Below are 13,023 nucleotides of genomic sequence, written 5' to 3' on the forward strand. Positions count from 1 at the left end.
GAAAAAATCAATAACCAAGGGAGTATTCCATGCAAGCTACACAATTGTCCGTCTCGGACCTGAACAATCCGGGCGTCTCTTGGGGCGCCGTGCTGGCGGGCGCGGCTGCCGCGGCCGCCTTGTCCTTCATTCTCCTGATCCTCGGCGTGGGCCTGGGCCTGTCGTCCGTGTCGCCCTGGTCGTTCAATGCGACGGCCATCGGCGTATCCACCATCGCCTGGCTGGCCTTCATGCAATTGGCCGCGTCCGGCATCGGCGGCTACATGGCGGGCCGGCTGCGCGTGAAATGGAGTTCCATCCATACGGATGAAGTGCATTTCCGCGATACGGCGCACGGCTTGCTGGCCTGGGCTGTGGCCACCCTGATCACCGTGGCCGTGCTGGCCGGCGGCACGCGGGCCGTGCTCAGCGGCGCCATCGATGCGGGCAGCGGCGTGGCGGCGGCGGTGTCCCCAGCTGCGGCGGCGGGTGCGGGTGCGGCTGGTGCGAAGGCGGACGAGGGCGGCGGCGCCAATCCGCTCGACTATTTCTCGGACATGCTGCTGCGCGCACCTGCCGCGCCTGCCGCCGCTGCTGCCACCACCGGCACCCTGGCGGCTCCCTCGGCCAATGCCAGCACTGCCGACCAACGCATGGAAACCGGCAGGATCTTCGCCACCAGCCTGTCCACGGGCAGCCTGGCCGCCGATGACCGCGCCTACCTGGGCCAGGTCGTGGCCAGCCGCACGGGCTTGACGCAAGCCGAAGCGGAAGCGCGGGTCGACGCCGTCTACGGCCGCGCCGCCAAGGCCGCCGCCGATGCCAAGGCGCGTGCCCAGCAGGCGGCCGATACGGCCCGCAAGGCCGGTGCCCATACGGCACTGTGGATGTTCGTCGCCTTGCTGCTCGGTGCTTTCGTGGCCAGCCTGGCGGCGACGTTCGGCGGCCGCCAGCGCGACCATGAGCGCGTGCTGCGCCACGTCACCATCTGAAACCCCTACCATCAATCAAGGAGTCCTCCATGCGTTCCATCCTCTTGCTGCTGCTGGGCATTCCATTGCCCATCGTCATACTGATCGCCCTGTTCGTACGCTGACAAGGTCAACACAAGAACCGGTGCCCGCTGCAAGGCGGGCGCCGGTTTTTGCATGAAAGCGGGCGCATGTGTAAGATGGCGCCATCTTTCCAACGAAACCATCCATGAACGTGACCACCTTCCGTCCCTTGCTGAAAACCGCCGCCACCGCCGCTTTTGCCTGTACCGTGCTGGCCGCGTGTTCCACCCTGATCGGCCCGCGCGACGTGAACGTGTCGCTGAGCAAGATGCAGCAAGGCCTGGAGCGCCGCTTTCCCATCGACAAGCGCGTGCTGTCCGTGCTGGACGTCAAGCTGACCCATCCGCAACTTTCCTTGCAGCCCGAGCGCGAACGGGTTGCCCTCAGCGTGGACGCCAGCGTCTTGCCGCCGTTCATACGCCAGAGCTGGCGCGGCAGCCTGGCCATGTCGGGCCGCCTCGTGCTCGACGCCCAGCGCAACGCCGTTTACCTCAGCGAAGCGAGCGTGGACAAGGTGACCATCGACGGCATGGACGAGTCGCAGCAGCGCCAGTTCGCCAAGGTGGCCGGTCTGGTGGCCGACCAGCTCATGCATGAAACGCCGATCTATACCTTCAAACCCGACGAATTACGCTATGCGGGCGTGCAATTCGTACCCACGCAGCTCAGGACGACGAGCAATGGGCTGACCGTGACGTTCGAGCCGGTAAAATAGCCTAGGCTTCGACTGCCGGCGGGCTGATTCGCGTTGCCGTGTTATTGCGCGGCGTCGCTTCTTCATGGAACAGGTCGGCCAGGTATTCGCACAGCGCATCTGCTTCAATATCGTCAGGAATAATGAAATCGGCGGGCCGGCGCTTGCCTTCCGCACCGAGATAAAATGCGCGCCATGCTCCCTGATTTCCGCAGATGGCGATCAGCGTGCCGAAAACATTGAATCTGCATTCCTGCATCAAACTTCTCCAGTCAAGGCGCCGGGCATAGAGATATGGAACGCGGCGGATACGGCTATTGCCAAATAGTAACATTTTCTGCTCATCGGCGCGGGCTCGAGGCGCGCTTCAGCGCTTCTCTGCTCACCGGACTTGTTCAACGGACATTGTTTCCCCGTAAGCACGCGGACTATAATCCAGCCTCCCATGCCTGGACAAGCATGTTCCCCAACATGAAGTGAAAACAATTAAAGGAATCTTCGTGAAACGCTCACTTATCAGCGCAGCTTGCTGCGCCTTGCTCGCCTTATCCTCGCCCTCGCTGTACGCCCAGCAAGGCGCTACCGCCGCCGCGCCCGTCTCCGGCATCGACCTGAAAACCCTGGACCCGGCCGTCAGCCCGAAGGATGACTTCTACGGCTACGTCAACGGCGTGTGGACCCGCAATACGGACATCCCGGCCGACAAATCCGTCTGGGGCACGTATATTGAATTGCGCGAAATCGCCCAGGGCCAGCTGCGTGGCCTGATCGACGCCACCGTGAAAAATCCCGGCAAACCGGGCAGCGAAGCGCACAAGATCGCCGACCTGTACACGAGCTTCATGAACGAGAAGGCGCGCAATGCGGCCGGCTTCAAGCCCCTGAAGGCCGAGCTGGCCCGCGTCGCCGCCATCAAGGACAAGAAGGACTTGCCGGCGCTGCTGGCCTACATGCAAGGCAGTGGCATCCAGACGCCGTTTTCCGCCTATGTGGCGCCCGATGCGCAAGACCCCGAGCAGTACACGGTCAACATCAGCCAGTCCGGCCTGGGCTTGCCTGACCGCGATTACTACCTGAAGGATGACGACGCCAAGCTGCAAGCCGTGCGCGCCAAATACCTCAAGCATATCGAAACCATGCTGGCCATGAGCGGCGACAAGGCCGCTGCCGAACACGCGGCGCAGATCCTCGACATCGAGACGCGCCTGGCGGCCGTGCAGTGGACGCGCGTGCAGATGCGCGACCCCGTCAAATCGTACAACCGCGTCGATTTCGACAAATTCGCGGCACTGGCGCCGGCCTTCGACTGGAATGCCTACTTTACGGCCGCCGGCCTGGCGCCGAAGGCTTCCTCGGCCGTCGTGCGCCAGCCCAGCTTCATGACAGGCTTTTCCGAGACCCTGGCCGCCGTGCCACTGGCATCGTGGAAAAGCTATCTGAACTGGCGCATCATCGAAAGCTATGCTTCCTACCTGGACAGCGCGACCGTCAAGGAGCGTTTCGCCTTCGACGGCACGGTGCTGCGCGGCGTGCCGCAAAGCGAACCGCAGTGGCAACTGGCGCTGCGCTTCACGGATAACGCCATCAGCGACGCCGTCGGCAAGCGCTATGTGCAAATGTATCTGCCGCCGGAAACCCGGCCCCGCGTGATGGCCATGTTCGACAATTTCGTCGCCTCGTTCAAGGAGGGCATCGAACAGCTCGACTGGATGGGTCCGGAAACCAAGAAGGAAGCCCAGCTCAAGCTGGCCGCCTTGAAGCCGAAGATCGCCTACCCCGATACCTGGCGCGACTACAGCAGCATGCAGACGCAGCCGAATGACCTGATCGCCAACGTGCGCGCTTCGCGCGCGTGGAGCCGCCAGCAAAACCTGGCCAAGCTGGGCAAACCGGTCGACCGCGACGAATGGTCGATGACGCCGCAAACCGTCAACGCCAGCTACAGCCCGGCCCTGAATGCCATCACGATCCCGGCCGCCATTTTGCAGCCGCCATTCTTCAACGTGAAGGCGGAAGATGCCGTCAATTACGGCTTGCTGGGCATCACCTTCGGCCATGAAATCAGCCATGCCTTCGACGATTCGGGCAGCCAGTACGACGCCAAGGGCCGCCTGCGCAACTGGTGGACGGCGGAGGACCGCACGGCCTTCAAGGCGCTGGCCGCCGGCCTCGTCAAGCAATACGGCGCCTACAGCCCCGTGCCGGGCTACCACATCAATGGCGAGCTGACCCTGGGCGAAAACATCGGCGACAATTCCGGCCTGTCGATTACCTACAAGGCCTACCAGCGTTCGCTCGGTGGCAAGCCGTCGCCCGTCATCGATGGCCTGACGGGCGAGCAGCGCCTGTACATCGGCTTTGCGCAGAAATGGCGCGCAAAACTGCGTCCCGAAGCGGCCATTGCCCAGATCAAGAGCGACCCGCATTCGCCGGGCGAATTCCGCGCCAAGGGCACGGTCAAGAACCAGCCCGGCTTCTACGAAGCGTTCGGCATCAAGCCGGGCGACCCGATGTATCTGCCGCCCGAGCAGCGCGTGATCATGTGGTAAATCACGTGGTAAACCCGTAGGGCAGTCGCGCAACCGCGCCGGGGACTATTCCTTGGCGTGGTTGAGCGTGTACCTGGGCAGTTCGACCGTCAGGTCTTCCTGCGCCAGGCGCGCCTGGCACGACAGGCGCGAGTGGGGCTGCAAGCCCCAGGCCTGGTCGAGCATGTCTTCTTCATTGTCGCCCAGTTCATTGAGCGAGTCGAAACCCCGCACCACGACCACGTGGCAGGTGGAGCAGGCGCCGACCTGGCCGCAGGCGTGTTCGATGTCTATTTCGTTGCGCAGCAAGGCGTCGCAAATGCTCATGTTTTCCGGCGCGTCGATGACGGCGCCGTCGGGGGCCAGCTCGGGATGGGGCAGGACGGTGATTTTTGGCATGCGCGATTCTCCTCGTTTATCCTTCAATGCCGCCACTGTGGACCTTCCCGCCTTGGCAAGGTCAAGCCCCTGCGGCATCCTGCGCAACGATGCACTCGTCCAGATGCTCGAGCAATTGCAGGAACACGCGTTTATCCGCGTAGTGATTCATCGTGTTACTCAACAATACATCGCTGGCGGCCGCCGCCACGGCGCTGTGGGCTTGCGCGCAGGCGGCATGCAGTTTCGCCCGATCAAGTTCCAGCAGCGCCGTATTGACGGCTTCGCGTGTGAAATCGTAGGCATCCATGCCGCAGCAGTCGGCGACACAATGGGTTTCCAGCAGGCAGATCAGCGGCCACAGCTCCCCCAGCAAGGGATCGATGTCGATGGCCTGTTCATAGCGGCCGTCAAGGCTGATCCATTCGATCCAGGCATCGTCTCCGATCTGGATATCGTCTTGGCGGTCGCGTTGCGTCATGTTTCAAACATTCTCGTCTTCATTGGTATCGCATTATAAAAAAAACCGCCCGAAGGCGGTTTTCTTGTGCGGTAATGCAGTGCTTAAATAAAATAGATCAGCGCGATGATGCCGACCACCAGCGCCACGCGGGTGACCTGGTAGGCCGTCTTGTTCCACGCCTTGAAGCGGCGGCGGTACTGGCCCATGGTCCAGGAAATCTGGAACAGCTTGCTCACGCCGCCCACCTGGTCGCCCAGTTCGTTGGGCGAGGCGGCGGCCGTCATCAGAGTGCGGCCCAGCCAGCGGTTCAAGCCTTGCGCCCAGCGGTAGCGCATCGGGCGCTCGATGTCGCAGAACAGGATGATGCGGTCGCTGTCGGCATCGTTGCGCGCCCAATGGATATACGTTTCATCGAACATCACGGCCTGGCCGTCGCGCCAGCTGTGGCGTTCGCCATCGACGTCGATGAAGCAGCGGTCGTCGTTCGGCGTCTGCAAGCCCAGGTGGTAGCGCAAGGAACCGGCGAACGGGTCGCGGTGCGGGTTGAGCTTGCCGCCTTGCGGCAGTTCCGCGAACATGGCCGCCTTGATCGACGGAATCGATTGCAGCAAGGCATAGGTCTGCGGGCACATCTGCTGCGCCGACGGGTGGTTCGCGTCATACCATTTCAGGTAGAAACGCTTCCAGCCGTATTTGAAGAAGGAATTGAAACCCACGTCATTGTTCTTTTCGGCCGCCTTGATCTTTTTCATTTCCTGCATGCGCAGCGCTTCATCGCGGATGATCTGCCAGTTCTGCTGCAGCGGCGCCAGTTCCGGGAATTGCTCGACGGCCAGATACGGCGTGGCCGGCACCTTGGAAAAGGTGTGCATGAACAGGTTCAGCGGCGCCATGAACGAGGAGTGATCGAAGATCTGGCGGCGGAACGGCAGGCGCACCTTGCCCCGAAAATGAATATGTAAAACAGAAAACACAAAAATGCCCAGCAAGGCCCACTTCATACACAACCTCGTTTTTTAAGAATGGGGCAATTATAACCAGTTAATGCCATCGCCACCCCGTGCCTCGGTGAAGGAAAGATGAAGCGGCGGACGGGATCGCTGTGCCCTACAATGGCCGTTTCTACCCACTTATCCGAGGTAACAATGGAAATCTGGCACGCACCGCTCGACCTGGCCATCCTCAATGCCGCCAGCGAGGGCACGGCCATGCGCCACCTGGGCATCGTATTCACGGCTTTCGGTCCCGACTGGATCGAGGCGACCATGCCCGTCGACCACCGCACCATGCAGCCGTTCAAGCTGCTGCATGGCGGCGCTTCCGTCTTGCTGGCCGAAACCCTGGGCAGCATGGCCGCGAATGCCTGCCTCGATTCCAGCCGGCACGTGAGCGTGGGCCAGGAAATCAACGCCAACCACTTGCGCGGCGTGCGCGGCGGTTACGTGACGGGGCGCGCCACGCCCATCCACCGGGGCCGGACCAGCCAGGTCTGGGAAATCCGCATCACCGGCGACGACGGCAAGCTGTGCTGCATCTCGCGCATCACGATGGCCGTCATCGACGCGCCGGGCAAGGGGGGATACGGCAGCCCTTGACTTGCATCAAGGCACTAAAAGTGGACGCGTGAAATCATAAATAACGCTGTTCGCTTATAATTCAGTGTACCGTTGCATTGCGCGGGTTTCTCTCCGCGCGCGTACATTGCCCGACATTAGAAGCTGACTGCCCAAAAAACGCCAGTTAGAGACCCATCCCGCGCCATGCGGGAAAGGCACCACGACGGCGAGCAGATCGCTGGTTTCCAAGTAACCAGCAACAATCAACTTTTACAGGGCAATAACAACAATGATGTCATTCAATCGTTTGACGATAGGCGCGCGCCTGAGCGCAGGCTTCGGGCTGCTGGTGCTACTCATGCTGGTACTGGCTGCCTTCGCGCTGCTGCGCATCGGCGCCATCTCCGGCGCCATGGACGCGCAAGAAAAAGTCCAACAGGAAAAACTCGAGCCACTGTACGTGGCGCGCGAAGCGCTCGACCAGACGGGCCTGGCCGCCCGCAACGCGTATATCTTCCAGGACCAGGCCGCCGCCGAGAAAGAGCTGGCCATCCTCGACAGCCAGAAGGCGCTCTACCTGGAAGCGCTTGCGCGGCTGGCGCCACAGTTTGCCGGCGATGCGCAATTCGAGAAAGTCAGCACGGGCTTGAAAGCCATGGCGCAGGAATTGCAGCGGCCGCGCCAGTTCCGCGCCGCAGGACAGATGGAGCAGTACGGCACCTTCCTCGTCGAAGAGTGCAGCCCCTTGCGGCGCCAGATCGTCGTCGACATCGATACCGTCCTGAAGAGCGTCCAGCGCGAATCGGAGCAGGCCAGCGTGGCCGCGCGCGCCATCTACGGCCAGTCGCTGCGCTGGATCGGCGTGCTGGCCGCGCTCAGCGTGCTCATTTGCATTGCGGTCGCCATCGTCATCACGCGCGGCCTGCTGCGCCAGCTGGGCGGCGAACCGGCGTATGCGGCCATGATCGCCGGGCGCATCGCGCTCGGGGAGCTGGCCATCGACGTACACACGCGCGACGGCGACGACAGCAGCCTGCTGTTTGCCATCAAGACCATGCGCGACAACCTGGCCGCCATCGTCGGCAAGGTACGCCACGGCACGGAAAGCATTGCCACGGCGTCGACCGAGATCGCCTCGGGCAACCGCGACCTGTCGCAGCGCACGGAGCAGCAGGCCGGCTCGCTGGAAGAAGTGGCGTCATCGATGGAAGAACTGATTTCCACCGTGCGCCAGAATGCGGACAACGCCCAGCAGGCCAACCACCTGGCGCGCGAAGCGTCGAAGGTGTCGGAGCAGGGCGGCAAGGCGGTGGCCGAAGTCGTGCACACCATGGGCCTGATCAATGCCTCGTCGAACAAGATCGTCGACATCATTGGCGTGATCGACAGCATCGCCTTCCAGACGAATATCCTCGCCTTGAACGCGGCCGTGGAAGCTGCGCGCGCAGGCGAACAGGGGCGCGGTTTCGCCGTCGTCGCCACCGAGGTGCGCAACCTGGCGCAGCGCTCGAGCGCCGCCGCGCGCGAAATCAAGGCCCTGATCGACGATTCCGTCAGCAAGGTCGGTACGGGCACGCTGCTTGTCGAGCAGGCGGGCGCCACCATGCATGACGTGGTGGCCGGCATTAGCCGGGTGACGGGCATCATGGCCGAGATCAGCCATGCGACGCAGGAGCAGGGCGCCGGCATCGAGCAAGTCAACCGCGCCATCGTCGACATGGACCGGGTGACCCAGCAAAACGCGGCCCTCGTCGAGCAGGCCGCCGCCGCCGCGCACGAACTGCAGCAGCAGGCGGCGCAGCTGGAACAGGAAGTGGGCATCTTCAAGCTGGCCAAGCGGGCCAACGGTCCCCTGAGCCTGGCCGCCTGAGATGGGTGGCGCGCCAACAGCCGTGCGCCAATAGTCGTATTCCGCGCTACAATGAGAGCTGGATCACCGCCAGGACGACTCATGCAAGTGCGCAGCAGCCATGATCTATCCAGCCCGGACGACGACAAACCGGCGCCGCCCGTGCTGGAGCTGGCCCTTGCCGGTCTCGGCTGGGGCTTGCTGACCTGCATGCTGTGCTTTGCCATCCTGTTCCTCACCAAATGGCTGCTGCCGCCCGAATACTGGGGTGCGCACACGGGCCTGTCCAAGTTCAAGCGCGAAATGTCGCTGCCCCTGCTGGTGTTCTGGGTCGTCATCTATTCCCCCATCCTGGAAACCTTCCTCGGCCAGCTGCTGCCGCTGGAAATCCTCCGGCGCCTGGGCGCCAGCCGCCAGCTCAGCGTTTTTAGCGGCGCCATCCTGTGGGCCATCGTGCATTTCATCAGCGGCGGCTTGCTGCACGCCATCGTCGCGCTGGGCTCGGGCGCCATGTTCAGCTTTGTCTACCTGCGCTACCGCGCCCCCAGTGTGGCCGTTGCCTATGCGACAACGACGTTTGCGCGCGCCTGCAACAATATCGCCATCCTGGTGGCCGTGTTCTACGGCCTGGATGCCTGAGTCCCATCCTTCCGAAGCAAGTACGGCACCAGCGCCGCCAGCGCCACGGCCAGCACCGCCAGGCCGAGCAATAGCTGGCGGAAGGCGGCGTCATAGCTGGTCCGCAGCAGTGCTTCCTGGCCGCCCAGCAGCTGTGTTGCTTGTTGTATATCGCCGAGCGCGGCGCGGCTGGCGGCGGCCAGTACGGGCAACTCGGCCGGCAGCTGCCGCGCCAGGCCCGCGCCGATCAGGCTGGCCAGCACGGCGCCCGCCAGGGCCAGCGCCACGCCATCGGCGCTGACGCGCACGGTATTGAAGATACCCGTGGCCATGCCGGCGCGCTCCGTTTCCACCACGCTCAAGGCCATGCCATCCATCAAGCCCCACGGCAAGCCGATGCCTACGCCGATCAGCAGCAGGGGACCGGCCAGCGCGGCGGCGCCGGCATGGCCCAGCACCTGCGCCAGCCAGGCCAGGCCCGCCGCGGCCAGCAGCAATCCCGCCGCGCACAGGGCGCCGGTCGTGATCCAGCGCGACAGCAGCGCCGCCAGCACGGGCACGAGCAGCAGCGGCGCGGCCAGGGCGATCATCAGACGGCCCGCCGCCAGCGCGGACATGTCGTCGATGCCGATGAAACGCCCCGGCAGCATGACGATGAGCACGATGAACAGGAAGGCGGGCGAGGCGGCCAGCACTTGCACGGCGACAAAGCGGCGCTGGCGGAACAGCGACAAATCCAGCATGGGCCGCGCCGTCCTGCGCTCAATCGCGCCAAAGGCGAGGAACAGCAGCACGGACGCGGCGACGGACAGCAGCACGGCGCCGTTGCGCCAGCCGTGTTCGGGTATCAGCAGCATGCCCAGGGTCAGCAAGCCCAGCGCGGCGCTGAAGCTGATGGCGCCTGGCCAGTCCAGCCGGTCCTTGCCGCGCGCGGGATCGGCCGGCACGTTGCCCCATACCAGCAGCATGCCGATGGCGCCCAGCACGGCCGTGGCGTAAAAGATGGCGGGCCAGCGGGCCAGCGCCAGCATGGCGCCGGCCGCCAGCGGACCGAAGGCCAGGCCCAGGCCGAACGTCGTGCCCAGCACGCTCATCACCCGGCTGCGGGCAGCGCCGTGGAACAATGGCGCCAGCGACGACATCGCGGCGGCGAACGCGGCCGCGCCGCCCAGGCCCTGCACGAAACGCAGCGCGGCGATCCATGCCACCGATGGCGCGACAGCGATGGCCAGGGTCGCCACGCAGAACAGCGCCAGTCCCGCCAGCCAGACGCGGCGCCGTCCCAGCACGTCCGTCAGGCTGCCGGCCACCATCATGGCGCTGCCATAGCTGAGGATATACGCATTGATGACCCAGTTCAGGGCGGCGGCGCTGCCGTGCAATTCGGCGCCGAGGGCGGGCAGGGCCACGGCCGGGCCCGTGAAACACAGGGGTATCAGCAAGCCCGTCAGGCAAGCGGCCAGCACTTGCAGCGGGAGGGAAAGACGTGAGGAAGAGGACATGGGTGTCGGATATGAAAGAAAGAGGGGCGAGTATGGCGCGCCCCTCATTGAAGAAAAATGGGCTAAACTGATCAACATATCGGACAAGAATGTCTTTAATGGGGATTTGCATGGATAGCTTGGGTGGCATCGCCATGTTCGTGCAGGTGGCCGACAGCGGCAGTTTTTCGGCCACGGGGCGGCTGCTGGGCCTGTCATCGTCGGCCGTCGGCAAGAGCGTGGCGCGCATGGAGGCGCGGCTGGGCGCGCGCCTGTTCCAGCGCAGCACGCGGCATCTGGCTTTGACGGCGGAAGGGGAAAAATTCCTGCAGCGCTGCAAGCGCATCCTGGCCGAGGTGGAAGCGGCCGAGCGCGAACTCGGTGAATCGGGTGGCGCGCCCAGCGGCCGCCTGCGCATCAGCCTGCCACGCTACAGCGGCCTGTTCGAAGCGGCCATCGGCGCGTTCATGCAAGCCTATCCGGCCATCGAACTCGACCTCGATTTTTCCGACGCCATGGTCAACATCGTCAGCGACGGCTTTGACGCGGCCGTGCGCACGGGCGAGCTGGCCGATTCAAGCCTGATGCGGCGCAAGCTATGCACGTTCCGCCGGCTGCTGGTGGCGTCGCCCGCCTACCTGGCGCGCCATGGCCGGCCCGCCGATGGCATCGAACTGATGCAACACCAGCGCCTCGACTACCGCTTTCCCGCCACAGGCCGTTTGGAACAGTGGCCGCTGATGGACGAGGCTGTGCAGCCGGTGCCCGGCATGGTGTGCAACAGCGTGGAAATGCGCGTCTACCTGGCCGTGCAGGGGCAGGGCGTCGCCTATCTGCCCGCATTCGCCGTGCAGCGCGAGCTGGCGGCGGGGCAACTGGTGTCGCTGCTGGACGAGCATACGCAGGCGCGCACGGCATTCTGGCTGCTGTGGCCGGCCAGCCGCCACCTGCCGCCGCGCTTGCGCGTCTTCATCGATTTCCTCGTGGAGCAGTTGCAGGATCAAACTTTTGGAGGCTTGCCATGACGCAGGACGCTTCCCTGACGCCCTTGCAGTGGCATGTGGCCGGCGCCACCGTGCGCCACGACCACCCGTTTGCCGTGCCGTCGCTGCCGCCGCAGGAGCCGTTGACGGCGTCCTTGCGCGCCTTGCTGGCCGCAGCGCCTGGCAAGTAAGCGCCATCTCCCCAAACTGTGGCGTCGTGCGTATTGCTGGCGGCCTACTTCGCGCTTTCCATCGATTCCACCGTGTCGAAAATAGGCGCCAGCGCGCTTTCCATGGCGCCGGCGGTAGCGTCGCCGCTCTGGTTGGTGATGATGAAGATCCCCAGCTGATATTGGGGAACGACCCAGGCGTAGCTTTGCGCGCGCGGCACGCCGCCATGGTGTACATAATGCGTGCCCAGCTGGCGATTGCTGCCGATGTTCCAGAAGTAGCCAATGCTGAAGTCGTCCTGAAAGCGCACCAGCGGCTTGTGCGATTCGACGACCGCGCGATGGGCGCTCAATTGCAGGCGCAGGTATTTCGCCATGTCCGGCACGGTCGACTTCAGGTTGCCGGCCGCCCCCCAGGGCAGTTGCGGCATCGGTGTCGTCACGACGGGATTGTCGCTGTGGTAGCCGGGCGCCAGCCGATCACTATCCCCGGCTGCGATTTTCAGCCTGGTATCGTGCATGCCGGCTTCGCGCGCGATGAATTGCGTGAGCAGCACTTCATAGGGCATGGCGTAGATTGTTTCGAGCGTGTGTGCAATGAGTTCGGTGCCGGCGCTGGAATAGGCGTAGTCCTCCCCTAGCGGACCCTTGATGCTGACTGCATGTAAATCCTGCCAGAATTGCTGTTGTCCGTAGTCGGCATAGGCCGCATTGAGTTTTGCCGGCGTGGCGTGTGCCGTGAAATCCTGCAATATGGCGTTCACCTGCAATGGCAGCATGCCCGGCATGGTGCTGGTGTGCGTGATCAAATGGCGCAGGAGAACGGGCTGACCTTGCCACTGCAGGTTCGGGTAGGCCTCCGGCAGGTACTGTTGTATGGGATCGTCGAGCGCCGCCTTCCCGTCCAGCACGGCGTTCGCCAGCAGCAGGCCGGCAAAAGTCTTGCTGACCGAGCCGATTTCATACAGGGTTGTATCGTTCGGCGGATTGGCTTTGCCGGTCTCCAGCTCGCCTTGATGCAGAACGAATTCCTTGCCGCGATAAACGACGGCAATCGAGGTCGCGTGCAGCAATGTCGACTGCAGCAGCGTGGTTGCGGTCTGGCGCATGGCCGCAGGAATGTCATGCGCAGGTGCCGTGGCTGCGGGCTTGCAGGCTGCCAGCAGCAGTGTCATTACAGTGATGCTTGCGGCGAGTTTGGTCATCTTGCGCACCATCGAGGGGGGAGGGGCATTCTCGCACGTTGGTTCAACGGTGACAGAAAAAACT

The 13,023-nt window shown here is 63.8% G+C and carries 14 protein-coding genes; 8 read left to right on the plus strand and 6 right to left on the minus strand.

What is annotated here, in order from left to right; genetic code table 11:
* The first annotated feature begins 29 nt into the window (after positions 1 to 29).
* Together CLU90_RS04180 and CLU90_RS04185 are read left to right on the plus strand one after the other, a co-directional pair.
* Positions 30 to 971: a hypothetical protein gene (locus CLU90_RS04180; RefSeq protein ID WP_092716567.1), complete on the plus strand. Its 942-nt coding sequence runs from the start codon at positions 30 to 32 to the stop codon at positions 969 to 971.
* A 208-nt stretch (positions 972 to 1,179) separates the two neighbouring features.
* Positions 1,180 to 1,749, plus strand: a complete 570-nt coding sequence (locus tag CLU90_RS04185; protein WP_092716569.1) for a DUF1439 domain-containing protein — start codon at positions 1,180 to 1,182, stop codon at positions 1,747 to 1,749.
* Position 1,750: 1 nt separating this feature from the next.
* On the opposite strand, the gene CLU90_RS04190 is transcribed toward CLU90_RS04185, so the two are convergent.
* Entirely contained in the window at positions 1,751 to 2,062 is a 312-nt protein-coding gene (locus CLU90_RS04190) for a DUF7661 family protein (protein WP_332870857.1), read from the minus strand.
* Positions 2,063 to 2,228: 166 nt separating this feature from the next.
* Here CLU90_RS04190 and CLU90_RS04195 point away from each other — a divergent pair, with 166 nt between their 5' ends.
* On the plus strand, positions 2,229 to 4,277 hold the full coding sequence (locus CLU90_RS04195) for a M13 family metallopeptidase (RefSeq protein ID WP_100427268.1): 2,049 nt from the start codon (positions 2,229 to 2,231) through the stop codon (positions 4,275 to 4,277).
* 45 nt (positions 4,278 to 4,322) lie between these two features.
* On the opposite strand, the gene fdx is transcribed toward CLU90_RS04195, so the two are convergent.
* The 3 genes from fdx to lpxO all read right to left on the minus strand — a co-directional run bounded on the left by fdx (position 4,323) and on the right by lpxO (position 6,098).
* Positions 4,323 to 4,655 (minus strand): ISC system 2Fe-2S type ferredoxin, encoded by a 333-nt coding sequence (gene fdx / locus CLU90_RS04200; protein WP_092716575.1) that lies wholly within the window; start codon positions 4,653 to 4,655, stop codon positions 4,323 to 4,325.
* Positions 4,656 to 4,716: 61 nt separating this feature from the next.
* Positions 4,717 to 5,115 carry a DUF6331 family protein gene (locus CLU90_RS04205; protein ID WP_100427269.1) on the minus strand — a complete coding sequence of 133 codons (399 nt, stop codon included), beginning with the start codon at positions 5,113 to 5,115 and terminating at the stop codon, positions 4,717 to 4,719.
* 83 nt (positions 5,116 to 5,198) lie between these two features.
* Positions 5,199 to 6,098 (minus strand): lipid A hydroxylase LpxO, encoded by a 900-nt coding sequence (gene lpxO, locus CLU90_RS04210; protein ID WP_035818659.1) that lies wholly within the window; start codon positions 6,096 to 6,098, stop codon positions 5,199 to 5,201.
* A 144-nt stretch (positions 6,099 to 6,242) separates the two neighbouring features.
* Between lpxO and CLU90_RS04215 the strand changes: the two genes are divergently transcribed.
* The 3 genes from CLU90_RS04215 (at position 6,243) to CLU90_RS04225 (ending at position 9,141) form a co-directional block, all read left to right on the plus strand.
* The gene (locus tag CLU90_RS04215) at positions 6,243 to 6,692 is read left to right on the plus strand and encodes a hotdog fold thioesterase (protein ID WP_092716582.1); all 450 of its coding nucleotides are present in this window, start codon (positions 6,243 to 6,245) and stop codon (positions 6,690 to 6,692) included.
* 250 nt (positions 6,693 to 6,942) lie between these two features.
* Entirely contained in the window at positions 6,943 to 8,523 is a 1,581-nt protein-coding gene (locus CLU90_RS04220; RefSeq protein WP_100427270.1) for a methyl-accepting chemotaxis protein, read from the plus strand.
* An 81-nt stretch (positions 8,524 to 8,604) separates the two neighbouring features.
* Positions 8,605 to 9,141: a hypothetical protein gene (locus CLU90_RS04225; RefSeq protein ID WP_100427271.1), complete on the plus strand. Its 537-nt coding sequence runs from the start codon at positions 8,605 to 8,607 to the stop codon at positions 9,139 to 9,141.
* Here the strand turns inward: CLU90_RS04225 and CLU90_RS04230 are convergent.
* Positions 9,123 to 10,622 (minus strand): MFS transporter, encoded by a 1,500-nt coding sequence (locus tag CLU90_RS04230; protein WP_100427272.1) that lies wholly within the window; start codon positions 10,620 to 10,622, stop codon positions 9,123 to 9,125. The genes CLU90_RS04225 and CLU90_RS04230 overlap by 19 nt on opposite strands.
* A 110-nt stretch (positions 10,623 to 10,732) precedes the next feature.
* On the opposite strand from CLU90_RS04230, the gene CLU90_RS04235 reads away from it, so the two are divergent.
* Both CLU90_RS04235 and CLU90_RS29095 read left to right on the plus strand, forming a co-directional pair.
* A complete protein-coding gene (locus tag CLU90_RS04235) occupies positions 10,733 to 11,626 on the plus strand; it encodes a LysR family transcriptional regulator (protein ID WP_100427273.1) in 894 nt (297 codons plus the stop codon).
* A complete protein-coding gene (locus CLU90_RS29095) occupies positions 11,623 to 11,775 on the plus strand; it encodes a hypothetical protein (RefSeq protein WP_157808728.1) in 153 nt (50 codons plus the stop codon). The genes CLU90_RS04235 and CLU90_RS29095 overlap by 4 nt, the downstream gene beginning before the upstream one ends.
* Before the next feature lie 44 nt (positions 11,776 to 11,819).
* Here the strand turns inward: CLU90_RS29095 and CLU90_RS04240 are convergent, their stop codons facing one another.
* Complete coding sequence (locus CLU90_RS04240) at positions 11,820 to 12,959, minus strand: serine hydrolase domain-containing protein (RefSeq protein WP_100429371.1); 1,140 nt, start codon at positions 12,957 to 12,959, stop codon at positions 11,820 to 11,822.
* Between the last annotated feature and the right edge of the window lie 64 nt (positions 12,960 to 13,023).

This window comes from Janthinobacterium sp. 67, assembly GCF_002797895.1.
Lineage (GTDB): Bacteria > Pseudomonadota > Gammaproteobacteria > Burkholderiales > Burkholderiaceae_D > Janthinobacterium.

Coding starts and splice junctions, on each gene's coding strand:
- CLU90_RS04215 (WP_092716582.1), top strand. CDS start 6,243: ATGGAAATCTGGCACGCACCGCTCGACCTGGCCATCCTCAATGCCGCC.
- CLU90_RS04220 (WP_100427270.1), top strand. CDS start 6,943: ATGATGTCATTCAATCGTTTGACGATAGGCGCGCGCCTGAGCGCAGGC.
- lpxO (WP_035818659.1), bottom strand. CDS start 6,098: ATGAAGTGGGCCTTGCTGGGCATTTTTGTGTTTTCTGTTTTACATATT.
- CLU90_RS04190 (WP_332870857.1), bottom strand. CDS start 2,062: ATGTTACTATTTGGCAATAGCCGTATCCGCCGCGTTCCATATCTCTAT.
- fdx (WP_092716575.1), bottom strand. CDS start 4,655: ATGCCAAAAATCACCGTCCTGCCCCATCCCGAGCTGGCCCCCGACGGC.
- CLU90_RS04205 (WP_100427269.1), bottom strand. CDS start 5,115: ATGACGCAACGCGACCGCCAAGACGATATCCAGATCGGAGACGATGCC.
- CLU90_RS04185 (WP_092716569.1), top strand. CDS start 1,180: ATGAACGTGACCACCTTCCGTCCCTTGCTGAAAACCGCCGCCACCGCC.
- CLU90_RS04235 (WP_100427273.1), top strand. CDS start 10,733: ATGGATAGCTTGGGTGGCATCGCCATGTTCGTGCAGGTGGCCGACAGC.
- CLU90_RS04240 (WP_100429371.1), bottom strand. CDS start 12,959: ATGACCAAACTCGCCGCAAGCATCACTGTAATGACACTGCTGCTGGCA.
- CLU90_RS04225 (WP_100427271.1), top strand. CDS start 8,605: ATGCAAGTGCGCAGCAGCCATGATCTATCCAGCCCGGACGACGACAAA.
- CLU90_RS29095 (WP_157808728.1), top strand. CDS start 11,623: ATGACGCAGGACGCTTCCCTGACGCCCTTGCAGTGGCATGTGGCCGGC.
- CLU90_RS04180 (WP_092716567.1), top strand. CDS start 30: ATGCAAGCTACACAATTGTCCGTCTCGGACCTGAACAATCCGGGCGTC.
- CLU90_RS04230 (WP_100427272.1), bottom strand. CDS start 10,622: ATGTCCTCTTCCTCACGTCTTTCCCTCCCGCTGCAAGTGCTGGCCGCT.